Source organism: Burkholderia sp. AU45251 (assembly GCF_030482905.1).
Classification (GTDB): domain Bacteria; phylum Pseudomonadota; class Gammaproteobacteria; order Burkholderiales; family Burkholderiaceae; genus Burkholderia; species Burkholderia aenigmatica.
This window is the reverse complement of the sequence record NZ_JAUJQH010000024.1, coordinates 21304-47867: the sequence shown is the minus strand read 5'-3', so window position 1 is coordinate 47867 and position 26564 is coordinate 21304. Positions and strand designations below refer to the sequence as shown.

23 protein-coding genes are annotated in these 26564 nt (G+C 65.5%); 15 read left to right on the top strand and 8 right to left on the bottom strand.

What is annotated here, in order from left to right; all coding sequences use genetic code 11:
- Positions 1–14: 14 nt before the first annotated feature.
- Positions 15–872, top strand: coding sequence for a 1-acyl-sn-glycerol-3-phosphate acyltransferase (locus tag QZM67_RS31855; protein ID WP_301809423.1), 858 nt, complete (start codon positions 15–17; stop codon positions 870–872).
- Between the two features lie 32 nt (positions 873–904).
- On the opposite strand, the gene QZM67_RS31850 is transcribed toward QZM67_RS31855, so the two are convergent.
- Complete coding sequence (locus QZM67_RS31850; RefSeq protein WP_043181592.1) at positions 905–1744, bottom strand: symmetrical bis(5'-nucleosyl)-tetraphosphatase; 840 nt, start codon at positions 1742–1744, stop codon at positions 905–907.
- Between the two features lie 344 nt (positions 1745–2088).
- Between QZM67_RS31850 and rfbB the strand changes: the two genes are divergently transcribed.
- The 4 genes from rfbB to rfbD are packed head-to-tail and all read left to right on the top strand — an operon-like array spanning position 2089 to position 5483.
- Positions 2089–3150, top strand: a complete 1062-nt coding sequence (rfbB, locus tag QZM67_RS31845) for a dTDP-glucose 4,6-dehydratase (protein ID WP_043181595.1) — start codon at positions 2089–2091, stop codon at positions 3148–3150.
- Between the two features lie 11 nt (positions 3151–3161).
- Positions 3162–4055, top strand: a complete 894-nt coding sequence (gene rfbA / locus QZM67_RS31840; RefSeq protein WP_089450033.1) for a glucose-1-phosphate thymidylyltransferase RfbA — start codon at positions 3162–3164, stop codon at positions 4053–4055.
- The gene (gene rfbC, locus QZM67_RS31835) at positions 4040–4591 is read left to right on the top strand and encodes a dTDP-4-dehydrorhamnose 3,5-epimerase (protein WP_089450034.1); all 552 of its coding nucleotides are present in this window, start codon (positions 4040–4042) and stop codon (positions 4589–4591) included. Before rfbA ends, rfbC begins: the two co-directional genes overlap by 16 nt.
- Positions 4584–5483, top strand: a complete 900-nt coding sequence (gene rfbD / locus QZM67_RS31830) for a dTDP-4-dehydrorhamnose reductase (protein WP_205823237.1) — start codon at positions 4584–4586, stop codon at positions 5481–5483. Before rfbC ends, rfbD begins: the two co-directional genes overlap by 8 nt.
- A 53-nt stretch (positions 5484–5536) precedes the next feature.
- Here the strand turns inward: rfbD and QZM67_RS31825 are convergent, their stop codons facing one another.
- Positions 5537–6346: a glycosyltransferase family 2 protein gene (locus tag QZM67_RS31825; protein WP_301809419.1), complete on the bottom strand. Its 810-nt coding sequence runs from the start codon at positions 6344–6346 to the stop codon at positions 5537–5539.
- Positions 6339–8231, bottom strand: a complete 1893-nt coding sequence (locus tag QZM67_RS31820) for a hypothetical protein (RefSeq protein ID WP_301809418.1) — start codon at positions 8229–8231, stop codon at positions 6339–6341. Before QZM67_RS31820 ends, QZM67_RS31825 begins: the two co-directional genes overlap by 8 nt.
- 370 nt (positions 8232–8601) lie before the next feature.
- Here QZM67_RS31820 and QZM67_RS31815 point away from each other — a divergent pair, with 370 nt between their 5' ends.
- The 7 genes from QZM67_RS31815 to QZM67_RS31785 all read left to right on the top strand — a co-directional run bounded on the left by QZM67_RS31815 (position 8602) and on the right by QZM67_RS31785 (position 17068).
- Entirely contained in the window at positions 8602–10542 is a 1941-nt protein-coding gene (locus QZM67_RS31815) for a glycosyltransferase family 2 protein (protein ID WP_301809415.1), read from the top strand.
- Positions 10543–10576: 34 nt separating this feature from the next.
- Complete coding sequence (locus tag QZM67_RS31810) at positions 10577–11509, top strand: ABC transporter permease (protein WP_175021827.1); 933 nt, start codon at positions 10577–10579, stop codon at positions 11507–11509.
- Between the two features lie 2 nt (positions 11510–11511).
- Entirely contained in the window at positions 11512–12246 is a 735-nt protein-coding gene (locus QZM67_RS31805) for an ABC transporter ATP-binding protein (protein ID WP_089450040.1), read from the top strand.
- Between the two features lie 111 nt (positions 12247–12357).
- Positions 12358–13188 (top strand): glycosyltransferase family 2 protein, encoded by an 831-nt coding sequence (locus tag QZM67_RS31800; protein WP_175021828.1) that lies wholly within the window; start codon positions 12358–12360, stop codon positions 13186–13188.
- On the top strand, positions 13185–14150 hold the full coding sequence (locus QZM67_RS31795; RefSeq protein ID WP_301809407.1) for an SDR family oxidoreductase: 966 nt from the start codon (positions 13185–13187) through the stop codon (positions 14148–14150). The genes QZM67_RS31800 and QZM67_RS31795 overlap by 4 nt, the downstream gene beginning before the upstream one ends.
- A 5-nt stretch (positions 14151–14155) precedes the next feature.
- Positions 14156–15172 carry a glycosyltransferase family 4 protein gene (locus QZM67_RS31790; protein ID WP_301809404.1) on the top strand — a complete coding sequence of 339 codons (1017 nt, stop codon included), beginning with the start codon at positions 14156–14158 and terminating at the stop codon, positions 15170–15172.
- Positions 15173–15184: 12 nt separating this feature from the next.
- Positions 15185–17068, top strand: coding sequence for a nucleoside-diphosphate sugar epimerase/dehydratase (locus QZM67_RS31785; RefSeq protein ID WP_175021831.1), 1884 nt, complete (start codon positions 15185–15187; stop codon positions 17066–17068).
- An 84-nt stretch (positions 17069–17152) separates the two neighbouring features.
- Here the strand turns inward: QZM67_RS31785 and QZM67_RS31780 are convergent, their stop codons facing one another.
- The 5 genes from QZM67_RS31780 to QZM67_RS31760 are packed head-to-tail and all read right to left on the bottom strand — an operon-like array spanning position 17153 to position 22590.
- Positions 17153–18259 carry a glycosyltransferase gene (locus QZM67_RS31780; protein ID WP_089450045.1) on the bottom strand — a complete coding sequence of 369 codons (1107 nt, stop codon included), beginning with the start codon at positions 18257–18259 and terminating at the stop codon, positions 17153–17155.
- A gap of 27 nt (positions 18260–18286) precedes the next feature.
- Entirely contained in the window at positions 18287–19309 is a 1023-nt protein-coding gene (gene galE / locus QZM67_RS31775; RefSeq protein ID WP_175021832.1) for a UDP-glucose 4-epimerase GalE, read from the bottom strand.
- A gap of 15 nt (positions 19310–19324) precedes the next feature.
- On the bottom strand, positions 19325–20461 hold the full coding sequence (locus QZM67_RS31770; RefSeq protein WP_301809398.1) for a glycosyltransferase family 4 protein: 1137 nt from the start codon (positions 20459–20461) through the stop codon (positions 19325–19327).
- Positions 20462–20512: 51 nt separating this feature from the next.
- Positions 20513–21337, bottom strand: coding sequence for a glycosyltransferase (locus QZM67_RS31765; protein WP_301809395.1), 825 nt, complete (start codon positions 21335–21337; stop codon positions 20513–20515).
- Positions 21334–22590, bottom strand: a complete 1257-nt coding sequence (locus tag QZM67_RS31760; RefSeq protein WP_301809392.1) for a lipopolysaccharide biosynthesis protein — start codon at positions 22588–22590, stop codon at positions 21334–21336. Before QZM67_RS31760 ends, QZM67_RS31765 begins: the two co-directional genes overlap by 4 nt.
- A gap of 263 nt (positions 22591–22853) precedes the next feature.
- On the opposite strand from QZM67_RS31760, the gene QZM67_RS31755 reads away from it, so the two are divergent.
- The 3 genes from QZM67_RS31755 (at position 22854) to QZM67_RS31745 (ending at position 26536) form a co-directional block, all read left to right on the top strand.
- A complete protein-coding gene (locus QZM67_RS31755; protein WP_175021835.1) occupies positions 22854–24248 on the top strand; it encodes a phosphomannomutase/phosphoglucomutase in 1395 nt (464 codons plus the stop codon).
- 340 nt (positions 24249–24588) lie between these two features.
- Positions 24589–25617: a lipopolysaccharide heptosyltransferase I gene (gene waaC / locus QZM67_RS31750; RefSeq protein ID WP_367620454.1), complete on the top strand. Its 1029-nt coding sequence runs from the start codon at positions 24589–24591 to the stop codon at positions 25615–25617.
- Between the two features lie 34 nt (positions 25618–25651).
- The gene (locus tag QZM67_RS31745) at positions 25652–26536 is read left to right on the top strand and encodes a Kdo hydroxylase family protein (protein WP_175021837.1); all 885 of its coding nucleotides are present in this window, start codon (positions 25652–25654) and stop codon (positions 26534–26536) included.
- Positions 26537–26564 lie beyond the last annotated feature (28 nt).

Below are 26564 nucleotides of genomic sequence, written 5' to 3'. Positions count from 1 at the left end.
GCCGGACCTTCGCCATGATTGCCCTTCGCAAGCTGCGTCTCGTTTTTCACCTGTTGCGCGGCATGGCGATCGTCGCGCTGCGTTTTTCGCATGTCACGCCCGCGCGGCGCGCCGAGATGACGCGCCGCTGGACGCTCAAGATGCTGCGGATTTGCGGGATGCGACTCGTCGTGCACAACGACAGCGCGCGGCTCGACGCGAGCGCGCTCGTGGTCGGCAATCACGTGTCGTGGCTCGATATCTACGCGGTCAACGCGTGGCGGCCGACGCCGTTCGTGTCGAAGGCCGAGGTGCGGCAGTGGCCGGTCGTCGGCTGGCTCGCGGAGAAGCTCGACACCGTGTTCCTGCAGCGCGAGAAGCGCACGGAGGCGATGCGGGTCATGCACGAAATGGCCGAGCGCCTGCGCAACGGCGGGCTGATGTGCGTGTTTCCGGAAGGGACGACGACCGACGGGCAGGAACTGCTGCCGTTCCATGCGAACCTGTTCCAGTCCGCGGTATCGGCCGGCTGCGCGGTGCAGCCGATCTGCCTGATGTACGAGGATGCGCAGCGGCGGCAGTCGGTCGCGCCGGCCTACACGGGCGAGCTGGCGCTCGGCAAGTCGCTCGACATGGTGTTGCGCGGCGGCCCGCTCGTCGTGCACCTGTACGTGTGCGAACCGATCGCGCCGGGTGGCGACCGGCGGGCGACGTCTGCGGCGGCACGCGACGCGATCGCGGCCGCGCTCGCGACGCTGCAGGCAAATGTCGGCAAGCCGACGGCCGAGTCGCTCGCGGAACTGGCCAGGCATGCGTATCCGACGACCGAGATCGGCGCCGGCGCGGCAGCCGACGAGGCGGCCGATGCACCCGTGCCGGGGCGCGAGGGTTGACGCGCCTCCCGGCCCCGCGAATCAGCCTGTAATCACTCTCCGCCCGGCGCGCGGCACGCGTCGCACTGCACCTGCGTGACGGTGCGCTGCGCCGGATCGGCCGTCAGCCGCACGGCCGACAGCTGGTTACCCCACACGCACCCCGAATCGAGCGCGACGACGTTGTCGCGCAGCATCAGGCCGAGCGCGGCCCAGTGCCCGAACACGACCGTCACGTTCTCCGTGCGGCGCCCCGGTACGTCGAACCACGGCAGGTAGCCGGGCGGTGCGTTGTCGGGGCCGCCGTTCGCCTTGAATTCCATCGTACCGTCGGGGGTGCAGAAGCGTAGGCGCGTGAATGCGTTGAACGCGACGCGCATCCGGTCGCGTTTCTTCAGATCCGGGCTCCATTGATACGGCTCGTTGCCGTACAGCTTCTGCAGCGTGTCGCGCCAGTCGGGCGCGCGCAACGCGCGCTGGAGTTCGTCGGCGAGTTCCAGCACGAGCGTGGCATCCCACTGCGGCAGCATGCCCGCATGCACGAGCAGCATCCCGTGCTCCGCATGCACGAACGGACGGTGGCGGACCCAATCGAGCAGCGCGTCGGCGTCGGGCGCGTCGAGAATCTCGCCGATGGTGTCGCCCGGGCGTTCGGTGCGCAGGCCGGCGGAGACCGCAAGCAGGTGGAGGTCGTGATTGCCGAGCACGACGGTCGCGCGCGGGCCGAGGTCGACGAGTGCTCGCAGCGAGGCGAGGGAGTCCGGGCCGCGGTTGACGACGTCGCCGGCGATCCACAGCGGCGTGTCGGCGGGGGCTGAAAGCTTGTCGAGCAAAGACTGGAAAGCCGAATGGCAGCCCTGGATGTCGCCGATGGCGATGGGGGGGGAAAGCATGAGGGTCGGATCGTGACGAGTCTGGGTGAGCTGAGAAAGCATCATTCAAATACGCGTGTGGCGCAAAGGACGTTCCGCATCGGGCCGCTTGCGTGGCACAGGATTCTTGTGGCGCAAAGGGCCGGGGCGCTGTATCAAGTTGTTAGCGGCATGGAGTTGGCGCCGGCTGGATTCCTATAATTGGCATTTTCGCTCCGAAATTAACATCTCGTGACTTGGCCGGTCATGGCGACCGGTTAAAATGCCGGGCCTGATCGGCCGAGACTTGGCCACTGTGACATGACAAGAAGTGCGAAGTGCGCCTGTCAGGCGCGCCGCACATGATTATTACTAGAGGACGTTTCATGATCCTGGTTACCGGCGGCGCGGGTTTTATCGGTGCCAATTTCGTACTCGACTGGATGGCAGCTTCCGGCGAGGCCGTGCTCAATGTCGACAAGCTGACCTATGCGGGTAACCTGCGTACGCTGGCCCCGCTGAACGAGAATCCGGATCATGTGTTTGCCCGTGTCGACATCTGCGATCGCGCGGCACTCGATGCACTGTTTGCCGAGCACAAGCCGCGTGCCGTGATCCACTTTGCCGCCGAAAGCCATGTCGACCGCTCGATCCACGGGCCGGCCGATTTCGTGCAGACCAACGTCGTCGGCACGTTCACGCTGCTCGAAGCGGCGCGCATGCACTGGAACGGCCTGGACGATACCGACAAGGCGGCGTTCCGCTTCCTGCACGTGTCGACCGACGAGGTCTTCGGGTCGCTGTCCGCGACCGATCCGCAGTTCTCGGAAACGACGCCTTACGCGCCGAACAGCCCCTATTCGGCGACGAAGGCCGGCTCCGACCACCTCGTGCGTGCGTACCACCACACGTACGGGCTGCCGACGCTCACGACGAATTGCTCGAACAACTACGGCCCGTACCAGTTCCCGGAGAAGCTGATTCCGCTGATGATCGCGAACGCGCTCGCGGGCAAGCCGTTGCCGGTCTACGGCGATGGCCAGAACGTGCGCGACTGGCTGTACGTCGGCGACCACTGCAGCGCGATCCGCGAAGTGCTCGCGCGCGGCGTGCCGGGCGAGACGTACAACATCGGCGGCTGGAACGAGAAGAAGAACCTCGACGTCGTGCACACGCTGTGCGACCTGCTCGACGCCGCGCGGCCGAAGGCAGCTGGTTCGTACCGCGACCAGATCACCTATGTGAAGGATCGCCCGGGCCACGACCGCCGCTATGCGATCGATGCGCGCAAGCTCGAGCGCGAACTCGGCTGGACGCCCGCCGAGACGTTCGAGACGGGGCTCGCGAAGACCGTCCGCTGGTATCTCGACAACCAGGCATGGGTGGACGAGGTCGCGTCCGGCGATTACCGCAAGTGGGTCGAAACCAATTACGCGCAACGCACGTGAGGGTCTGATCGATGGCACGTAAGGGCATTATTCTCGCCGGCGGCTCGGGCACGCGGCTGTATCCGATTACGCACGTCGTATCGAAGCAATTGCTGCCGGTGTACGACAAGCCGATGATTTATTACCCGCTGTCGACGCTGATGATCGCGGGCATTCGCGACGTGCTGATCATCTCGACGCCGCAGGACACCCCGCGCTTCGAGGCGATGCTCGGCGACGGCAGCCAGTGGGGGATGAACATCCAGTATGCGGTGCAGCCGTCGCCGGACGGGCTGGCACAGGCGTTCATCATCGGCAGGGACTTCGTCGGCAACGATCCGTCCGCGCTGATTCTCGGCGACAACATCTTCTACGGGCACGACCTCGCGAAGCAGCTCGAGCGGGCCAGCACGAAGGAGGCTGGCGCGACCGTGTTTGCCTATCACGTGCAGGATCCCGAGCGCTACGGCGTGGTCGAATTCGACCGCGCGTTCCGGGCGGTATCGATCGAAGAGAAGCCGGCCGTGCCGCGCTCGAGCTACGCGGTGACGGGGCTCTATTTCTACGACCGGCAGGTGTGCGATATTGCCGCCGACATCAAGCCGTCGGCGCGCGGCGAACTCGAGATCACGGACGTCAACTCGCGCTATCTGGCGGCCGGTGAGCTCGACGTCGAGATCATGGGGCGCGGCTACGCGTGGCTCGATACGGGCACGCACGATTCGCTGATCGAGGCGGCGACCTTCATCGCGACGCTGCAAAAGCGGCAAGGGCTGGTCGTGGCATGCCCTGAGGAAATCGCCTATCGGATGCGCTGGATCGACGCGGAGCAAGTGCTGGCGCTGGCACGACCGCTTGCGAAGAACGCTTACGGTAAATACCTGCAACACATTCTCGACGACCAATTGGCATGGCCATCCAAGTAACCGAAACGGCATTGCCGGAAATCAAGATCATCGAGCCGAAGGTGTTCGGCGATGCGCGCGGGTTCTTTTACGAGAGCTTCAATGCGCGCGAGTTTGCCGAACAGGTCGCGCCGGACGTGACGTTTGTGCAGGACAATCATTCGCGATCGGCGAAGGGTGTTCTGCGCGGGCTGCATTATCAGATCCAGCATGCGCAGGGGAAGCTCGTACGGGTCGTGGAGGGCGAAGTGCTCGACATCGCGGTCGATATCCGGCGCAGCTCGCCGAATTTCGGCAAGTGGGTCGGCGTACTGCTGTCGGAAGCCAATCATCGGCAGCTGTGGGTGCCGCCCGGCTTTGCGCACGGCTTCGTGGTGTTGTCCGACTCCGCGCAGTTCCTGTACAAGACGACAGACTACTGGTATCCCGAACACGAGCGCAGCCTGCTGTGGAACGATCCCGCGCTGGGTATCGACTGGCAGCTCGATGGCGAACCGGTGCTTGCGGCGAAGGATGCCGCCGGCAAGCCGCTCGCGGAGGCCGACGTGTATGAGTGACGCACGACGGATTCTCGTGACGGGGGTGGGCGGGCAGGTCGGGTTCGCGCTCGCCCGTTCGCTGCAGGGGCTCGGCCGTGTCGTCGCGGTAGACCGTGCCGCACTCGACCTGGCCGATCCGGACCGGATTCGGGCGGTGGTGCGCGACGTGCGGCCCACGCTGATCGTCAATCCCGCGGCCTACACGGCGGTCGACCAGGCGGAGCGCGACGAGGACGCGGCAATGCGTATCAACGCGACCGCGCCGGGCGTGCTGGCCGAGGAGGCGAAGGCGCTGGGCGCTGCGTTGATCCATTACTCGACCGACTATGTGTTCGACGGTGCGAAGGCCTCGCCGTATGTCGAGACCGATACGCCCGCGCCGCAGAATGTCTACGGAAGCTCGAAGCTCGCGGGCGAGCGGGCGATCGAAGCCGTCGGCGCGGCCGCGATCGTATTTCGTACCAGCTGGGTGTATGGCGCGCGTGGACGCAACTTCCTGCTGACGATGCTGCGGCTCGCGGCGGAACGCCGGGAGTTGAAGATCGTTGCCGATCAGATCGGTGCGCCGACCTGGGCGAACACGATCGCCACGATGACCGCGCACGTCGTCGCGCAGGCGCTTGCCGCCGACGATGCGCCCGCGTGGTGGGCGTCCCGTTCGGGCGTCTATCATCTGACGGCCGGTGGCGAAACCTCGTGGCATGGTTTTGCGAGCGCGATCGTCGAGCTCGCCGCGCTTGAGGCGCGTCCGTTGGTCCTGCCGATTCCGTCGTCGGAATATCCGACACCCGCCGTGCGCCCGGCGAACTCGCGCTTGTCGAACGAAAAGCTCTTGCGGACGTTCGGGCTTGCCGCACCTGACTGGCGCGATGCACTGGCGCTTTGCCTCGCCGAAATCCGGCGGGACTGAGCGCTTGCCGGACCGCGCGTCATCGCGGTCCGCTCACGGGCATTCCGGGTCGGTCAGGCCGTGCCGTTGGCCTGGAGAGGGTGATCCTCGTGCTTCCCGACGATGGGGAAAATCTGCTCCGGCATGTGCGGGAGCAGCCCTTCGCTCGCATTGCTCTGCCCCAGGGAGCCCATTTCCTTCACGCGGATGATGTGGACGGTATCCTGCACGATCCGGTGCGCGACGTCGGACCAAAGCGTTTCGATGTTCCAGGTCCAATCCTCGATCCCGAGCCCCATCGACTTCACGACAGGCTTGTACGGGAACCGCTGGTAAATGCTGCGGTGCGCGAATATGTTGGCTGACCAGACGTTGTTCAGGAACAGCGAATTGCGATCGAAGCCTTCCTCGTCGCTTGCCCGGTGGCGGAAGTGGAACGATTGGGCCAACGGGTGCGGCAGATGGTTCATCGAGTGCCGGTCGTAATCGCTCTCGTGGAAATAGAACAGACTTTCGGGGTGCCAGATGGAGCGGGCTTCGGCCGGCTCGTCGCGCGAGCACGCAAATGCGCGCGTCAGCCACTGGCTGCCCCACAGGTCGTCGCCATCGAGAAAGGCGAGATATTCGCCGCTTGCCGCTTCGACGCCCTTGTTTCTCGTCAGGCCCAGGTCGCCGCACGAGACGACGTCGAGTGCATCCAGCCACGCGCCGCGCTGTTTCACGATGTCGAGCGTCTGGGGGTCGGGGTTGTCGAGCAACGCTCGTGCTTCGATACGCAAGCCCGATTCGCGCGCGACGCTCACCAGTCGATGCATGCTCGCCAGAGCCGGAATCGCAAATGCCGCCTCTTTGTGGAAAACGATGAAGACGGAAATGTCAGTCACTTTCTAGTCCGAAGATGGTCTTGACGTTCTGCGAGTAGGCGGCAGGGGAGTGGCGGGCGACCACCTGCTGGTACGCGGCACCGATCATGCGTTCGACTTCCGCGCCGGTCGATCCGCACACCGCGTCCATCGCCGTGCTGAATGCGGCGGCCGTTTCGACGGCGTGGTGCTGGTGGCCGACGAACTTGACGGCCGAGTCGTCGAACGTACCGCGCAGCCCACCAACGTCCGCCAGGATCATCGGCAGCGCATGCTGGCTCATTTCCAGCACGATGTTGGGCATGCCTTCGAACAGGCTGGTGAAGATGAAGCCGTCGTAGTCGACGAAATCCGCGGCCGGCACGTTTTCGAGCACGCCCTTGTGATGAATGTTCGGCGCGGAGAGGCCCAGTTGCGCAATGCTGCCGTGAACGGGGCCGTACACGTCGAATTCGTCCGAGCGGCGCAGTTGCGCGAGCGCGGCCAGGATCTCGGTGCCCTTGAACGGTTCGACGCGGGAAACCCACAGCCAGCGCCGATGCCGGTCGGGGTTGGCCCAGCGTGGCGCGCGGCGCGCCAGGCGGGCTGCGAACGTCGTCTCGTCGATCAGCATGGCCTTGGCCGGCAACTCCACGACGCCGGGGCCGCGAATGCCGCCCCACATGCGCTCGAGGGTATCGGCCATGCGCGCGTTGTCGGTCAGTGCCGCGGCATAGGAAAGCGTGCGGCGCGGGAAGCGTGCGCCGTAAGGGGCGCCGATGCCGTTGACGCCGAGGCTGAAGAACGTGCAGAAGATCTTTGCGTACTGCGACAAGCCGCGGCCGAACTGGGCGACCGCGTCAAGGCCGACCCGGCTGTTGTTGATGATGATCGTATTGGGCCGAAGGGCGTTGAGAAAGCGGGCGAAGACGGCCGCACTGGCGTGGCCCGGGCCGCACGCGTCACGCCAGAACAGCACCTCGTGCCGCTTGAGGGGCGCGAGGATGTTCAGCGCTTCCCAGCCGGCGGATTCCTTTTCGGTTGCCTCGGTCACCACCACGAGGATCGGTTCGGCGACCGAATCGCCAAGCGTCTGCACGAGGTCGGCCACGTATTTCTCGGCACCGCCGGTACACAGGAACGGCGTCGCGACGACGGTGCGCGGCACCACCGACAGCGATTCGAAGATTCTCGACACGTGAACGCCGTCGCGAGCCAGCAGGTCGGTCGCGTCGAATTCGCGAAGATTGCTGATCGCTTTCGCGCCGGCCGCCACGATCCCGAGATCGAATTCGGCCTGTTCAGCGATCTGATCGAGGATGCGTCCGATCGGGCGACGCACGCGGACCGCGACGGGGCGCCCGTTCCAGCGAAAGTACTGCCACGACGCGCCTTCGATGTGATCCATGTCGCCGATCACGACGTCCGTGCGCGGTGCCATCGAGCGACCTTCATCGATGCCCCACTTCAGCCAGTGTTCGACGGGGTCGACGCCGGCGGCCTTGACGTCCGGATTGTTGAACAGATAGGCGTCGCGATCGAATTTTTCTTCGACGAACGCTCGAAATCGTGCGTCGCTTCCCGGCTCGCGGTCGCCTTGCGACGGAGCCGTGCCGTTGGGGCTGGCGGCCGTGTTGCTACGGGCGGGCCCGCGGCCCGCCGTCATGCGATGTCGCAGCCGCGACAGAACACGCTTGGAGAGGCGGGCAGTACCTTGAATCGTCAGTTTCATGTGATGAATGCGCAGCCTCGAACGAGAACACGTTAACACACCGGATACACGGAATGTCGGCCTCGATCGGCGGAGGCGGCAAGTGACAACGGCCGAGATTGTACATGACCGCTGTTGTGCCCTTTCCGCGAATGCACCTGACCGGTGCGTGCGGTCAGGGGCGGGCGGCTGGCGTGGGCGTACCGCGGCAGCCACGGACGTCGCGGGAACGCCGCCGGGACGCAACTCGACAGGCCTTGAAACACCTTTTAACATTATCCGCCGAGTCATTCATGCGACAATGCCGTCTTTGTCGGGCCTGTCGTCAGGCGGCCGAACCGGTCCAAATAGTCCAAATGGTTCAACGGGCCGGGTGCCGGCGGTAACGGCCTGATCGCAACGCGTTTGCGTCTCTCCTCGACTCGAGAGTCGTCCATTCGCACGGGGGTCTCGTGGAGTACGAGAGGCATCCGTGGCGGGAGCGGGAGGCACCCTGTCGTCCGGGGCTGCCCATGTAGTTCCAGTGCCGGCTCCAGCGCCGGCCAGACAGCTGCAACGCGAGCGGCTGTCCCGGGACGCTGCCGCCTTGTATCCCCGTCCCTCGTTCAGGCGAGTAGACATGACAGAACCACTCTTTCCCCCCGGTCACCCTTTGGAATCAATGTCCAGTCTGAGCACAACCGACCTACCTTGTATCGATATTTCCATCGTTACATACAATTCCGAGCGCTGGCTTGCGGGTTTCTGGGAGAGTCTCGTCGCGCAGCAGTATCCGCTCGACAAGATCACAGTGTTGATTCGTGACAATGGTTCGAAGGACCGCACGGTCGAGGTGCTGCGCGACCTGATCGCGCGATTCGGCGAGCGGTTCCGGTCGGTGTCGCTGGACGTGGGCGCAAACGTCGGCTTCGGCGCAGGGCACAACGCCAACCTTGCGGCGGGCCAGTCGGATTTCTTTCTGGTCACCAACGTCGACCTGACGTACGAGGCGGATGCCATCGAGCGCGCGGTGCGCCGCGCCGTCGCCGACGACGCGCGGGTCGCGGGCTGGGAGTTCAGGCAAAAGCCGTACGAGCATCCGAAGTACTACGATCCCGTCACGCTCGAGGTGAGCTGGGCGTCAAGCGCTTGCATGCTGTTCCGGCGCAGCGCGCTGGAGCAGGTCGGGGGTTACGAGTCACGCTTGTTCATGTACGGCGAAGACGTCGAGCTTTCGTATCGCCTTCGCGATCGAGGCCATCTCATCAAGTACTGCGTCGACGCCGTGTGCTGGCACTACACCTATGAAACCGCGAACGAGCTGAAGCCGGTGCAGTTTTTCGGCAGCACGCGGGCGAACGTCCTGTTGCGCATGCGGTACGGCACGCTGCGCCAGATCGTCGGCGGGCTCGCGATGTATCTCGGGTTGTTCATGATCCCGCTGCCGATCCAGGGGCGCATCAAGGGCCTGTTTGCGAACCTGATGACGATCCTGCGCGACGGATTCTATTTCCTGCGGACGCGCAAGCAGTCGGACATCACGTTCTCGTTCCGCGGGTGGGACTACGAGCAATCTCGCGAAGGTGCGTTTCAAACGTTCGAGCACGTGCCGGCGGACGCGCCGCTCGTGAGCATCGTGGTGCGTACGTGTGCGGGGCGCCTGGGCAAGCTGAAAGAGGCCGTGCAGTCGGTCGTGCATCAGACTTACCCGAACGTCGAACTCGTGGTGGTGGAGGACGGCTCGGATACCGCGCAGTCGTTCGTCGAAGCCGTTCGGGCATCGGGCGCGCTTGCACGGGTGCAGTACCACCCGATTCCGAAAGCAGGGCGCTGTGTCGCCGGCAACGTCGGGCTCGAGGCGTCGACCGGCAAGTACGCGTGTTTCCTCGATGACGACGACCTGCTGTTTGCCGACCACGTCGAAGTGCTGGCGCGCAAGCTCGACAGCCGTCCGGACCTGGCCGGTGCGTATGCGCTCGCGTTCCAGGTGGATACGGAAATCGTCAGCCATGATCCGTGGGTGTACCGGGTTGCCAGCCGCTACGTAGCGTACCGCGAGGGTTTCTCGCGGGCGGCGATCTGGCATCACAACTTCATTCCGATTCAGGCGATTCTGTTCCGGCGCGCGCTGTTCGAGCAGTACGGCGGGTTCAACGTGCAACTGGATCGCCTCGAGGACTGGGACTTGTGGGTGCGCTATTGCCAGCGCAACGATTTCGAGCTCGTCGAGAAGGTGACATCCGAGTATCGGGTGCCGGCTCAAGACTCGGTTGCATCGGTCCGTCAGCAGGAACTGGACGACTACTATCAGAAAGCGGTGGAGGCCCGGGACGGCATGGTGCTGCAGATGACGCCGAACGAGGTGATGAAGTACGCCGAGGAGCTGGCGAAGATCATGTACCCGATCGCGGTGTCGAGGAGCCGGCTTCGCGCGATCGCGCTGCGGATTCCCGGAATCTGGGTATTGCGCCGCTTCTATCTGATTTCTCGTGGCGTAATGGGGCGGGTCAAGCGGAAGTTCGCGTCGGCGGCGAAGCGGCAAGGGTAATCCTGCGCCGGATCGGTCGCTGATTGCGCGACCGGTGCGCTATAATTTGCGCCCCCTCCGATCCGGGCCGGAGTCCGATGCGTGGCGCGAGACGTGGAAAGCCGTTCGCCGTATCGGGTCCGCGGCCGCCGAGCGGTCGCCGGGGCTGGTTTGCATGCCGATTTTGCCAAATTGCCGGTTTCAATTGAACTCGATAATGTTTACCAAAGAGCTGTTTGCCTATCGGCACGTGCTGTACCAACTGGTGACGCAGCAACTGCTGGCCCGTTACCGCCGGACCATCTTCGGATATTTGTGGACGATTCTCAATCCGCTGATGATGATGACGGTGTCCGCCGTCGTTTTCTCGCATATCTTCCGCCTCGGCCTGCGCGACTACGCCATTTTCCTGTTCGCCGCCACGGTGCCGTGGAACTTCTTCAGCGGATGCGTGGTGCAGGCGGGTAGCTCGATCGTCTCGAACGAAGGGCTGATCAAGAAAGTCTATGTCCCGAAGCTGATCTTCCCGATCTCGACCGCGATCGGGTGCCTGCTGGATTCGCTGTTCGGCCTGGTTGCGCTGTTCGTCATCGCGTTTGTCGTGGGCGCGCGCATCAGTCCGGCCTTGTTCTTTCTCCCGATTTCTTTCGCGATCCTGTATTTCTTCGCGCTCGGTCTCGCGCTGATGCTGTCGGTTGCGATGGTGTATTTCCGGGATCTGCAGCATCTGATCGGCGTGCTGATGCAGGCGTTGTACTTCCTGACGCCGATCATGTACCAGCCGAGCGCCATTTCGCCGCGACTGCAAGACATCCTGCGTTTCAATCCGCTGCTCTATTTCGTGGATCTGTTCCGCGCACCGATTTATCGCTCGGAATTGCCGTCGTTGACGGTGATCGGCATCGCGTTGGGCGCTGCGATCGCAAGCTTCTCGATCGGACTCAAGCTGTTTCGGTCGTACGAGAACAAACTTATCTTTAGGCTTTGATTATGTCTTCGATTGAAGTGGTAAATGTGTCGCTCAAATTTCGACTTTACCATGACAAGACGCCGAGTCTGAAAGACTACCTTGCGCAGTTTTTCCGCTCGAAATCCCATTCGAAATTCACGGATTTCTGGGCGTTGAAGAATGTCAGTCTGACGATTCGTCGCGGCGATCGTGTGGGTATCGTCGGGCATAACGGCGCCGGTAAAAGTACGCTGCTGAAGACCATCTGCCGCATTTATTCCGCGCAGTCCGGCGACGTCAAGATCACCGGGCGCGTCGCGCCGCTCATCGAGATCGGCGCCGGCTTCAATCCCGAATTCAGCGGTCGTGACAATATTTATTTCAGCGGCAGCATTCTCGGCTATTCGAAAGACGAATTGCGCCGCCTGGAAGGCGAAATCATTGAATTCACGGAGCTGGAAGAATTCATCGACACGCCGGTGAAATACTATTCGACCGGCATGTACATGAAGCTGGCGTTTGCAATTGCGACGGCCGTTCATCCGGAAATCCTGATTCTCGACGAAGTGTTTGCCGGCGGCGACGCGTCTTTCATCGCCAAGGCCAAGCAACGGATGACGGAGTTCATCGACAAGGCCAGCATCATGGTCTGCGTGTCGCACGACATGGACCTGTTGAAGACGCTGTGCAATCGCGTCGTGTGGCTCGATCACGGGCAGGTAAAGGCGGACGGAAATCCCGATGAAATCATCACGCAGTACCTGGCGGCGCGTTGACGCACGCGTAGCGGTCAGCCTGTCCGGCATGACCCCGGTGCGCGTTCGACGCGGCGCCGAAGCGGCGCGGTGCGCCGGCATGCGTGGCGCCGACCCACTCGGGCGGCTGGCGTGACGGGCGGTTCAGATAACCGGCTGTCGGTATCCGTCGTCGTCTATCGGCCTGACGCGACGGTGCTGGCGCGCACGCTCGAGAGCTTGTGTGTTGCCGTCGACGCGACGCGCAAGTCCCGCCCCGGATTTGCCGTCGACCTGTACATGATCGACAACGGCGGCCTTGCGGACGCCGGATGGAACCCGGGCGTGCTCGATGCCGCGGGGATCCGCCATGTGACCGTGAGCGGCCAGGGTAACGTCGGATACGGGCGAGGGCACAATCTCGCGATCGAGCGCGCGGATGGCGGCTACCATCTGATTCTGAATCCGGACATCGACGTCGAGCCCGATGCGCTCACGCACGCGCTGAAATTTTTCGATGCCCATCCGGATGTCGGCCTGCTGACGCCGAGGATCGATGACGGCGACGGCCATATTCAGTATCTGTGCCGCCGCTATCCGACGGTGCTGGACCTGGCCGTGCGGGGTTTCATGCCGGCGCGGTTCAGGCGGTTTTTCTCGTCGCGACTGTCCCGATATGAAATGCGGGACGTGATCAACGATCGCGACATCGTGTGGGATCCCCCGATCGTCAGCGGCTGCTTCATGCTGTTTCGGACCGGCCTCCTCAAGAAGCTCGGCGGCTTCGATCCGCGCTATTTCCTGTATTTCGAAGACTACGACCTGAGCTTGCGCACGCTCGATGTTGCGCGGGTTGCGTACGTGCCGACCGTGCGGGTGTCGCACTATGGCGGTGGTGCTTCGCGCAAGGGATTCGCGCACATCCGGATGTTCTCGGCGTCGGCGTTCAAGTTCTTCAACCGCTTCGGCTGGAAGTGTCTATGAGCGATGTGCTCGTGACCGGGGCGAACGGGTTCGTCGGCCGTGCGCTTTGCCTGGCGCTGCAGCGTCACGGGCATACCGCGAGCGGGCTGGTGCGCCGCTCGGGCGCGTGTGTTGCCGGCGTTCGAGAGTGGGTTCATCCCGCCGATGACTTCGCGGGCCTCGCCGAGGCGTGGCCGGCTGCGTTCACGCCGGATTGCGTGGTGCACCTCGCGGCGCGCGTCCACGTGATGCGTGACGACGCCGTCGATCCGGTTGCCGCATTTCGCGCGGCAAACGTCGAAGGTGCGTTGCGGGTTGCGCAGGCCGCACATCGCCACCAGGTCCGGCGAATGGTGTTCGTCAGCAGCGTGAAGGCGGTGGCGGAGTCCGACGGCGGCGTGCCGCTGGACGAGCGTGCGCCGCCGCATCCGGAAGATGCGTACGGGCGGTCGAAACTCGAGGCCGAGCAGGCGCTGCTCGAGTTTGCGTCGCAAACCGGCCTCGACGTCGTGATCGTTCGCCCGCCGCTCGTCTATGGCCCCGGTGTGCGCGCCAACTTCCTGCGGATGATGGATGCGATCGCGCGCGGCGTGCCGCTGCCGCTCGGCGCGATCGCCGCCCGCCGCAGTCTGGTCTACGTCGACAATCTCGCGGATGCGCTGCTGCACTGTGCGACCGACCCGCGTGCGGCGCAGGGCTGCTTTCACGTTGCCGACGACGACGCACCGTCCGTGACGGAGCTGCTGCAGATGGTCGGCGAGGCGCTTGGCAAGCCGGCGCGGTTGTTCCCGGTTCCGGTCGGGGTGTTGCGCGCGGTGGGCAAGTTGACCGGCCGGACTGCCGCGATCGACCGCCTGACGGGCGGCCTGCAGCTCGATACCGGCTGCATCGCACGGGTGCTCGACTGGCGGCCCCCCCATTCGACCCGGCAGGGGCTCGAAGCGACGGCGGCATGGTATCGTTCGCGCGACACGGAACAATAACCGACATGCATTTCGCGATTTCCACGTGGCCGACCGCCGCCGCGATGGCGCTGGCCTGCGCCATCGTGACGGCAGCGATCCTGCGCACGCTGCTCGTCACCGGGCTGGCGTGGCGGCTTGCCACCGACATTCCAAACGATCGTTCGTTGCACGTGCGTCCGACGCCGCGCGTCGGCGGCTGGGGCATCGTGCCGGTTTCCGTGCTTGCGATGCTGGGGTTCGCGCCGCCGCTCTGGCTGATCGCCGTCGCGGCGGCGGCGCTGGCAGCCCTGTCGCAATTCGACGACCGGCACGGGTTGCCTGCCCGGGTCAGGTTCACCGCGCATCTGGCCGCAGTCGTCGCGCTGATCGCCTGCTATCCGGCCGCGGCCCCATGGTGGCTGCTGGCGGGTGTCGGTTTCGCGATGGTCTGGCTGACCAACCTCTACAACTTTATGGACGGTGCGGACGGCCTTGCAGGCGGGATGGCGCTGTTCGGTTTCGGGGCCTATGCGGTGGCGGCGCTGGCCGGTGTGCATCCGTCCCCTGATCTTGTCGCCGGTGCCGCCGCAGTCGCGGGTGCCGCGCTGGGTTTCCTGTTTCTGAATTTCCATCCGGCGAAGCTGTTCCTCGGCGATGCGGGCTCCATTCCACTCGGGTTCATGGCGGGCGCGCTCGGCTACTGGGGCTGGCGACGCGGGGTCTGGCCGATCTGGTTCCCGGCGATGGTCTTCGCGCCCTTTATTGCCGATGCATCTGTAACACTCCTGAGACGTTTGTTACGCGGAGAAAAGTTCTGGCAGGCGCACCGGGAGCATTATTATCAAAGGATGGTGCGATCCGGCATCGGTCATGGACGCACCGCCGTATATTGGTACCTCATCATGCTCGCGGGCATAATCGTTGCCCTGTGGGCATTGGGTCGCCCGGAACCGCAGCAGTGGTTGCTGTTTGCCGCCTGGTACGGCGTTCTCGTATGTCTCGGGCTCGTCATTGACATGCGCTGGCGCCGGATTCGGCAGGCCGCCGAAAACAAATCATGAGGTTTCCCGCCGATGTTGCGATCCAAAGCATCGTGGCTGTCGCTGAGTGCTTTCCTGTTCGACCTGACTGCGGTACTTGCCGCGTGGTTGTTCGCTTATCTCGTTCGTTTCAACGGTAGCGTCCCGCATGAGTTCCTGCGCGGTGCGCTGAAGGCGCTGACATGGGTGCTGCCCGTGTACGCGCTGATGTTCCGCGGGTTCGGCCTGTATCGCGGGCTCTGGGTATTCGCGAGCCTGCCCGACCTGATGCGCATCTCGAAGGCGGTGGCCGGCGGCGGCGTGATCGTGATGATCGGCGCCGTGATGTTCCAGCCGACGCCGATCATTCCCCGCTCGGTGCTGCTCGTGTCGCCGCTGATGCTGTTCCTGGTGATGGGCGGCGCACGCGCGCTGTATCGCGCGACCAAGGAGTACTACCTGTACGGCGGGCTCGTCGGGAAGGGCAAGCCGGTGCTGGTGCTCGGCGCCGGCACGGCCGGCGCGAGCCTCGCGCGCGAGCTGTCGCGCTCCGGCGAGTGGCGCCTCGTCGGCCTGCTTGACGATGACGTCGCCAAGCAGGGCCGCGAGATATACGGTCACAAGGTGCTGGGCTCGTTCAACGACCTCAAGCACTGGACCGACGCGATGAAGGTCGAATACGCGATCATCGCGATTCCGTCGGCGTCCGTCGAGGTGCAGCGCCGCGTCGCGACGTTGTGCGTGCGGGCCGGCGTGAAGGCGATGGTGCTGCCGTCGCTGACCGCGCTGATGCCGGGGCAGGGCTTCCTGTCGCAGGTGCGGAACATCGATCTCGAGGATCTGCTCGGCCGCGAGGCCGTGACGATCGACACGCCGCACGTCGAGGCGTTGCTGCGTGGCCGCGTCGTGATGGTGACGGGCGCGGGCGGGTCGATCGGCTCCGAGCTGTGCCGGCAGATCCTGCGTTTCGCGCCGGCGCAACTCGTCGCGTTCGACCTGTCCGAGTATGCGATGTACCGGCTGACCGAGGAACTGCACGAGCGCTTCCCCGATTTGCCTGTTCTGCCGATCATCGGCGACGCGAAGGATTCGCTGCTGCTCGACCAGGTGATGTCGCGTCATGCGCCGCACATCGTGTTCCATGCGGCCGCCTACAAGCATGTGCCGCTGATGGAAGAGCACAATGCGTGGCAGGCCTTGCGCAACAACGTGCTCGGCACCTATCGCGTGGCTCGCGCGGCGATTCGCCACGATGTCCGTCATTTCGTGCTGATCTCGACCGACAAGGCGGTCAATCCGACCAACGTGATGGGCGCGAGCAAGCGCCTGGCCGAAATGGCCTGCCAGGCGTTGCAGCAGACGAGCGAGCGCACGCAGTTCGAGACCGTGCGCTTCGGCAACGTGCTGGGCAGCGCGGGCAGCGTGATCCCGAAATTCCAGCAGCAGATCGCGAAGGGCGGCCCGGTGACGGTCACGCATCCGGAGATCACGCGTTTCTTCATGACGATCCCGGAAGCGTCGCAGCTCGTGCTGCAGGCGTCGAGCATGGGGCATGGCGGCGAGATCTTCATCCTCGACATGGGCGAACCGGTGAGGATCGTCGATCTCGCGTGCGACCTGATCCGCCTGTATGGTTTCGCGGAAGAGCAGATCCGCATCGAGTTCACCGGGCTGCGGCCCGGCGAGAAGCTCTACGAGGAGCTGCTCGCGGATGACGAGGCGACGACGCGCACACCGCACCCGAAGCTGCGGATCGCGCGTGCACGGGAAGTGCCGGACAATTTCCTCGACGAGCTGCTGCCGTGGCTGATGCAGCATCGTGTACTGCCTGACGACGAAGTGCGGCGCGACCTGCGGCGCTGGGTGCCGGAATATCAGACGGCCATTGCCCCCGTGTTGCAGAGCGTCCCGTCGGTGCGCGCCGCATCGAACGGGTGACGCGGCCCCGGGCCGTGAACCGGACGGCAAGACAAAAAAAGCGCCCTGCGGGGCGCTTTTTTTGTCCGGAAGTCGGTATGCGGCTCAGTGGCTGCGTCGATGCTTTCTCACCACCATCCACCGGGGCGCCTTGAACCGCACGATGCTGAGGTACAGCCACACGTAGGTCAGCGCGAACAGCACGACGAACACGAACAGGTGCACCGTGTGCCGCCAGAACAGCGTCGCGGGAATCACCGCGACGAGGCACAGCAGCCACAGATACGGCGACGTCAGCGAATTGCGTCGCGTCAGGTCGTGCGCGTGCTTCGTGCCGACCGCCCAGCGCATCAGCCGCTTGTACACGAGCATGTGCAGGTGCACGCCGTCCGGAATGCCGGGCGACATCCCGCGGATGAATTTCTTCCGGTAGATCGAGAAGCAGGTCTCGAAGATCGGGTACATGAACAGCAGCACGGGGTACCACGCGGACACCTCGCGGTTGCGCATCACGAGCAGGATCGCGAGTTCCGCGAGCATGAAGCCGATGAAGTATGCGCCACCGTCGCCGAGGAAGATCAGGCCGGCCGGGAAATTCCACAGGAAGAAGCCGAGCACGGCGCCCATCATGATGATCGACGCGGACATGACGACCGGGTCGCCGACCTGGAACGCCACGTACGCGAGCGACGCGAACATCATGAAGCTGACCATCGACGCGAGCCCGTTGAAGCCGTCGATGATGTTGACCGCATTCGCGAGCGCCGCGACCGCGAGCACGGTGACGAACGCCGAAATCGCGCCATAGCTAAGCAGGAAATCGAGCGGCGGCACGCTGATGCGCGTGACCGCGATGTGCAGCAGCCAGAACGCGAGCGCGGCCGCCCCCATCGTGCAGAGCAGCCGCGCGCGCGGCGACACGCGCTTGGTCAGGTCCTCGACCAGGCCGGACAGGAACGCCGGCATGCCGCAGGCAACGATGCCGAGAATGCTGCCGGCGATCGTCGGGTAGCGCTGCATGAGCAGCAGCGCCCCGGTGATGACGCCCGCGAGGATCCCGATGCCCCCGACCCGCGGCACGGGCCGCACGTGGAATTTCTGCACGCCGGCCAGGTCGCTGTCGATCGAGAATTTCTCGTGAAGGTGCGCGTAGCGCACGATGAACAGCGTGACGAGCAGGGAGACAATGAAGCCGGACGCGAAGCTGAGCATGGGACCGCTCGAAAAATGGACAGCGGATTATACAAAACCGCGGGGGTTCCCCTCCTGCCATCGCCAGTGATCGGCACACATTTCTTCGATGCCGAGCGTCGCGCGCCAGCCGATGATGTCGGCCGCGGCCTGCGGGTTCGCGTAGCACTCGGCGATGTCGCCCGGGCGGCGCGCCACGAGCTCGTACGGCACCGGCCGGCCCGACGCCTTTTCAAACGCCCGCACGACTTCCAGCACGCTGTAGCCCTGGCCCGTGCCGAGGTTCACGACGAAGCTCGCATCGCGCTTCGCGAGCGCGTCGAGCGCGGCGATGTGGCCCTTCGCGAGATCGACGACGTGGATGTAGTCGCGCACGCCCGTGCCGTCCGGCGTCGGGTAGTCGGCGCCGAACACGCGCAGCTTTTCGAGCTTGCCGACCGCGACCTGGGCGACATACGGCATCAGGTTGTTCGGGATGCCGGCCGGATCCTCGCCGATCAGCCCGCTCGCGTGCGCGCCGACCGGGTTGAAGTAGCGCAGCGTCGCGATCCGCCACGACGGGTCCGACACCTCGAGGTCGCGCAGGATCTGCTCGGCGATCAGCTTCGACTGGCCGTACGGGTTGGTTGCCGACAGCGGGAACGATTCGTCGATCGGCGAGCGTTCGGGCACGCCGTACACGGTCGCGGACGAGCTGAACACGAACTGCTTGACGTTGCGCTCGCGCATCACCTTCAGCACGGCGAGCAGGCCGCCGAGGTTGTTCTGGTAGTACTCGAGCGGCTTCGCGACCGATTCGCCAACGGCCTTGAGCGCCGCGAAATGGATCGTGCCGGTGATCGGGTGCGCGTCGAACACCTTGGCGAGCGCGGCTTCGTCGCACACGTCGACCTGATGGAACGAGGGCGTCTTGCCCGTGATCCGCTCGATGCGGCGCACGGATTCGGCCTTGCTGTTGACGAGGTTGTCGACGATCACGACGTCGTAGCCGTTGTCGAGCAGCTCGACGGCCGTGTGCGAGCCGATGTAGCCCGCACCGCCGGTAACGAGGATGGTGCCTTTAGCGGTCATTGCAGAGGTGCTCCTTCAGAGGGTAATGCCTGTCAATGAATGAATGGTCTGCCGGTAGCGCTCGACGACCTGCTGCTCGTCGAATTCCACCGCGACCTTGTGCCGGCCGCGCGCACCCATCGCGTCGCGTCCGGCCGTGCCGAGTTCGATCATGCGGAGCAATTGCTCCGCGAGGCTTGCGCTGTCGCGCACGCGGCACAGGAAGCCCGTTTCGCCGTCGGCGACGACGTCGCGGCAGCCCGGCACGTCGGTCGCGACGATCGGGCGGCCCATCGCCGACGCTTCCATCAGCGTGCGCGGCACGCCTTCGCGGTACGACGGTAGCACGACGCAGTCGGCCGCCGCGATATGGGGGCGCACGTCGTGCGCTTCGCCGAGATACTCGACGACGCCTTCGCTCGTCCATGCGTCGACATCGGCGCGGCCGATCGCGCTCGGATTGTCGACGCCGAGCGGCCCGAGCAACTGGAAGCGTGCGTTCGGGAAGCGGGTGTGCACGATGCGCGCGGCCTCCACGTATTCGCGCACGCCCTTGTCCCACAGCAGCCGGCCGATCAGGATGAAGACGGGGGCATCGCCGGCGGGCAGCGGCGCCGGTGCGAACTGTTCGAGATCGACGCCTTCGCCGTGCAGCAGCCGCGCGCGATCGGGATGCGCGAGCAACCGCTCGTCGGTGAAGGTCGCGAGATCGTCGCGGTTCAGGAACCACACTTCACGCGGGAAGCGGAACGCGAACCGGTACAGGCGCTTCGCGACGCTTGCCGCGCGGCTTTTCTGGATGAAGACGTAGCCGAGCCCGGTCGTCACCGCGATCGACGGCACGCGCGCGAGCCACGCGGCGACCGAGCCGTAGATGTTCGGCTTGATCGTGTAATGGAACACGAGATCGGGCCGCAGCGCGCGGTAGTGACGCGTCAGCGCGGCGAGCGTGCCGAGATCCTCGCGCGGGCTCGTGCCTTTCGACGCGACCGCGAGCGCCACGCAGCGGCAGCCCATCTGCTCGAGCAGCGGCACCGTGCGGTCGTGCGGCGCGATCACGATGACCTCGGCGCCGCGCGCGACGAGCGCACGGATCAGCCCGTGGCGATACGTGTAGATCGCCCAGGCCGTGTTGCAGACGAGCGCGATGCGCAGCGGGGAGGTGGCGGACATGAAAAAAAGAAAAAATAAAGCGTCGAAATGACCGAAAGCGCCGGATCCGCGTCACGCGGACGGCCGCGCGGCGAACAGCGTCTGCTTGATCCGCTGCAGCGTGCGGTACGGCGTCACGAAATGCAGCAGGTTCTTGGCGAGGCCGGCCCAGTCGTACGGGTTCAGCGCGTTGAAGTGGATCAGCAGCAGCGTGAGCGTCGACACCAGCTGGCGCCGGCGCTTGGTCGCGCTGATCCCGCCCTCGTTGAGCTCGTAATAGAGGCCGAGCTCGGGCAGGTTCGCGCAATCGTAGCGTTGCATTAACCGTAAAAAAAGATCGAGATCCTCGGCTGCGCGGTATTTCACGCGATAGTTGCCCACTTCGCGCACGGCGTCGATGCGCAGCATGACCGACGGGTGCACGAGCGGCGAGCGCAGGAAGCGCGTGCGGTGCAGCGTGTGCGGGTCGGTGGCCGGCGTCAGCATGAAGCGCGGCTCGCCGGCGCGCGTCACGACCTGCGTCCACATGCCGACGCAGGCCACCCGCGGGTGGGCGCCGAGATACGCGCGCTCCTTCGCGAGGCGCTGCGGTGCGGCGAGATCGCCCGCGTCGATGCGTGCCGCATAGCGGAAGCCGCGGGCGGCCAGCGCGTCGATGCCGGCCGCGAGCGCGCGCTCGATGCCGCCGTTCTGCGGCATGCGCAGCACCTCGATCGCGAGGCCGGGCAGGTCGGGCGCGACGATCGGCGGCGTGCTGCCGTCGTCGACGATCAGCACGTGCACGGGCGTGTCCTCGCGAAACGACGCGAGGGTCCGGACGACGTCGTCGTGCCCGTTGTAGGCCGGCATCAGCACGGCCACATCGTCGAGCGAGGGCGGGCAATCAGGGGACGTCATGGTCGCAGCTTGAAACGGATGTAATAAAAATTGACGGCGGCGGCGGCCAGGTAGCCGGCTGCCAGCCCGACGAGCGCGCCGTACAGGCCGAGCCGCGGGATCGCGAACAGGTTGACGAGCGCGGCGATCGCGAGCGCGAGCAGCCATTTCGACAGCAACACGAATTTTGCTTGATATTTGAGAACGATAAGATTGCCTATCGCCTCGATGCCGGCCGGCACCGACAGCCAGACCGCCCAGCGGAAGATGTCGACCGACGCCTCGTAGCCGTGGCCGAACACCTTGCCGACGATCAGCGGGGCAGCGGTGTCGAGTACGAGCGCGCCGGCTGTCATCAGGCCGGCCGTCATCGCGATCAGCCGGACGATGTTGCGGCGCAGCCGTGCGACGTCCTGCATGCGGTAGACGAAGGCGGGCGCGATCGTCTGCGCAAGCATCAGCGCGAGCGTGATCCAGTTCTCGTTGAGTTGCTGCGCGGCCGAGTAACGGCCGAGATCGGCGAACGAGACATGACGCTCGAGCATCAGGCGGTCGAGCTTCAGGAACAGGTACATGCAGATGAGGCCGAGCCAGAACACCGTGCCGGCGGTCGCAAAGTGCCGGAACAACGGCTTGTCGAAGGTCCAGCCGAGCGCGCCGCCGTTGCGATGCCGGTAGTACAGCAGCAGCGCGAAGCCGATGGCGGCGGCTTCGAGCGCCCACAGCCATGCGAAGCGGGCGGGGCCCGCGGCCGCGCGGACCAGCAGCCAGACGAGCAGCGCCTTCGCCAGCGCGGTGACCATGCTGGTGACGAGCTGTGGCTTGCTGTAGGTCATGCTCTGCAGCCACGCGTTGACGACGCCGACGAACGGCTCGCGGAACACCATCGTGACCGCGAGGCCCGCGAGCATCGCGCCGACCAGCGGGTCGAAGGCGCCCGCGGCGATCGCGATCCAGGTCGCGGCGAGCGCGGCGACCGACACGGCGATGCGCAGCACGAACGCGCTGCCGAGCACCGCGCCGAGCTGGGCGGGCGGGCGCTGGACGATGGTCGGGACGAGGATTTCCGCGCCGCACACCCAGGTGAGCGGCGCCAGTACCAGGAGAAGCGTATTCGCATACTGCCATTTGCCGAACACATCTGGCCCGAAATAACGGGCCAGCAGGCCGCTGATCGCGATCGCGACGCCGATCTGCGTGAGCCGTTCGAGCCCCAGCCAGACGAGGTTCGCGACGGCCTTCGCGACATCCGGGTTGCCGAAGCGCTTCAGCATGCGCGGCGGCGGCGTGCGCGCAGGGCGGCCGGCAGGGCGCCCGGGGGCTGCAGATTGGCGGCGGCGGGACGGCTAGGCATTAAAATGGGCGGTATGCGCGTCATCAAAACCCGCGATTATAAGTGGGATCGGGGGCGCTCCCGCCGTTCCGCGCCAGCGGTTTCGCTCGATGCCGGGCCAGCATGTATCATGCGCGGCACCGGCGAGCGGCGGCCAGGCGAGCCAGACAAATTTCCATGCACGCAACTGAGAGAAGAGAATCGATGATCTCCCAATCCATCTTCAAGGCATATGACATTCGTGGCGTGGTCGGCAAGACGCTCGACACCGACACGGCGCGCGGGATCGGCCGGGCATTCGGCAGCGAAGTGCGCGCGCAGGGCGGCGATGCAGTCGTCGTCGCGCGCGACGGCCGCCTGTCCGGGCCGGACCTCGTCGGCGCGCTGGCCGACGGCCTGCGTGCCGCGGGCGTCGACGTCGTCGACGTCGGCATGGTGCCCACGCCGGTCGGCTATTTCGCGGCGAACGTCCCGCTCGCGCTGAAGGACGGCGAGCGCCGCGTCGATTCTTGCATCGTCGTCACGGGCAGCCACAACCCGCCCGACTACAACGGCTTCAAGATGGTGCTGCGCGGCGCGGCGATCTACGGCGAGCAGATCCAGGCGCTGTACCGCCGCATCGTCGACGAGCGCTTCGAGACGGGCAGCGGCTCGTACGAGCAGTTCGACGTGGCCGATCAATACATCGCGCGCATCGTCGGCGACATCAAGCCGGCCCGCCCGATGAAGCTCGTCGTCGACGCCGGCAACGGCGTGGCCGGCCCGCTCGCGACGCGCCTGTTCAAGGCGCTCGGCTGCGAGCTCGTCGAGCGCTTCACCGACATCGACGGCACGTTCCCGAACCACCACCCCGATCCCGCGCACCCGGAAAACCTGCAGGACGTGATCCAGGCGCTGAAGGACACCGACGCCGAGATCGGCTTCGCGTTCGACGGCGACGGCGACCGCCTCGGCGTCGTCACGAAGGACGGCCAGATCATCTATCCGGACCGCCAGCTGATGCTGTTCGCGGAAGAAGTGCTGTCGCGCAACCCGGGCGCGCAGATCATCTATGACGTGAAGTGCACGCGCCACCTCGCGCAATGGGTGAAGTCGAAGGGCGGCGAGCCGCTGATGTGGAAGACGGGCCACTCGCTCGTGAAGGCGAAGCTGCGCGAGACGGGTGCGCCGCTCGCCGGCGAAATGAGCGGCCACGTGTTCTTCAAGGATCGCTGGTACGGCTTCGACGACGGTCTCTACACGGGCGCGCGCCTGCTCGAGATCCTCACGAAGACGGCCGATCCGAGCGCGCTGCTGAACGGGCTGCCGGACGCGATGAGCACGCCTGAACTGCAGCTGTGGCTCGACGAAGGCGAAAATTTCCGCCTGATCGACAAGCTGCAGAAAGAGGCGAAGTTCGACGGCGCCGAGGAAGTCGTGACGATCGACGGCCTGCGTGTCGAGTACGCGGACGGCTTCGGCCTGGCGCGTTCGTCGAACACGACGCCGGTCGTCGTGATGCGTTTCGAGTCCGAGACGCAGGAAGGGCTCAAGCGCATCCAGGAGGACTTCCGCCGCGTGCTGACGGCCGCGAAGCCGGACGTCAAGCTGCCGTTCTGAGCCTCGGCGGCCTATGGGCCGCCAACGGCGCGATGGTGAGTCCGATCGTCGCGCCTCCCCCGAAAAGCGGCGCACGCGACACGCGTGCGGCCGCTTTTTGTCTCTAGGGCCTGTTCCCGCTAATAACGGGCCCTTCTGGCGGCCAGCCCCACAAAGGAATTTTTAATCACGGGAACGTGCCTTGCCGGCCGCATTGCGGCGTCGCGCGTCGCTTGTTTGGCACGAGCCAAACGGCGCTCCTTGCTTCTTGCACTGCAGCCGGCAAGGCACGTTCGCAAGCCCGTTATTAGCGGGAACAGGCCCTAGGCTCTCCGGGCGCGATAAAATCGCTCCTTTCTGCTTGTCGCCGGCTGCCAGCCGGCGTTTTTTCAGCGTGCAAAAGATCCTGATCGTGCGCGTGTCGTCGCTGGGCGACGTCGTGCACAACATGCCGGTGATCGCCGATATCCGGCGCCGCCACCCCGATGCGCAGATCGACTGGCTCGTCGAGGAAAGCTTCGTCGACCTGGTCAAGCTCGTCGACGGCGTGCGCAACGTGCTGCCGTTCTCGCTGCGCCGTTGGCGCAAGAAGCCGTTCTCGGGCGCCACGTGGCGCGAGATCCGGGCCTTCCGCCAGCGCCTCGCGGCCGAGCAGTACGACCTCGTGATCGACTGCCAGGGCCTCATCAAGACGGCCTGGGTCGCGAGCTGGGCGCGCGGCCCGCTCGTCGGGCTCGGCAACCGCACCGATGGCGCCGGCTACGAGTGGCCGGTGCGCTTCTTCTATCGCAAGCGCGTGCCGATCGCGCCGCGCACGCACGTCGTCGAGCGCTCGCGGCAACTCGTCGCGGCCGCGCTGGGCGACCCGGCGCCGACGCCGGCCGATCCGGTCGACTTCGGCCTCGATACGCGTGCGGCGGCGCTCGCCGTGGCGGCGCTCGGCCTGAACCTGCCGGTGCCGTACGTGGTGTTCGTCCATGCGACGTCGCGTGCCGACAAGCAATGGCCGGACGCCGCGTGGATCGAGCTCGGCCAGGCGCTCGTGCGGCGCGGCGCGTCGCTCGTGCTGCCGTGGGGCAACGACGCGGAGCGCGCGACCAGTGAGCGGCTCGCGAAGGAATTCGGCGCGGCGGCGATCGTGCCGCCGCGGCTGTCGCTGCCGGCCGTGGTCGGGCTGATCGAGGGCGCGGCCGCCACCGTCGGGGTTGATACAGGTCTGGTTCACATCGCGGCCGCGCTGAAGCGTCCGACGGTCGAACTGTACAATTTCGCGACGGCCTGGCGGACCGGCGGCTACTGGTCGCCGAACGTCGTCAATCTCGGCACGGCGGGGCAACCCCCGTCGATCGCGCAGGTGAAGTCGGCGCTCGCGGGCTTCGGTCTCCTGTAACGCTGTCACACGCGCGAACCCACGCGAACCGAACATGAGCGAATCCCAGATCATCGAAGTCTCGTCCGCCGACTGGAGCGGACACAACCTGTCGGCGCCGCGCGAGCAGTTGCTGGCCGCCGTCGAGGAAGGCAAGGTGCTGTATTTCCCGCACCTGCGCTTCGCGATCGAAGGCGGCGAGGAAGCGCTGCTCGATCCGGCGCTCGCCGACCCGAAACGCAAGAACATCAGCCTCGCGCCGAACGGCGGCGCGCTTGCCGGCGTGCTCGGCGACAGCGTCACGCAGTCGGCGGTGCGCGCGCTCGTCGCACGCTTCCAGCAGCAGGCCGGCACGCTCGTCGACGGCCTCTTTCCCGAATACCGCGGCAAGCTGCGCGTCGCACCGACCAGCCTGCGGCTGATGCAGGTCGAGACGCGCCAGACGTCCTGGCGCAAGGACGACAGCCGGCTGCACGTCGACGCGTTCCCGTCGCGGCCCAACTACGGCGAGCGCATCCTGCGCGTGTTCACGAACGTGAACCCGGCCGGCGTGCCGCGCGTGTGGCGCGTCGGCGAGCCGTTCGAGGACGTCGCGAAGCGCTTCCTGCCGCACATCAAGCCGCAGTTGCCGGGCGCCGCGTGGCTGCTGAACCTGCTGCACGTGACGAAGTCGCCGCGCAGCGCGTACGACCACCTGATGCTGAACCTGCACGACAGCATGAAGGCCGATCTCGACTACCAGAAGACGAGCCCGCAGGAGACGATGCCGTTTCCGCCGGGCTGCGTGTGGATATGTTTCTCGGATCAGACTTCGCACGCTGTGATGTCCGGCCAGTTCATGCTCGAGCAGACCTTCTTCCTGCCGGTCGACGCGATGGTCCGCCGCGAATGCGCGCCGCTCGGCATTCTCGAACGCCTGAAGGGCAGGGCGCTGGTTTGAGCGCGCATTTTCTTCGAAGCAAGACAAG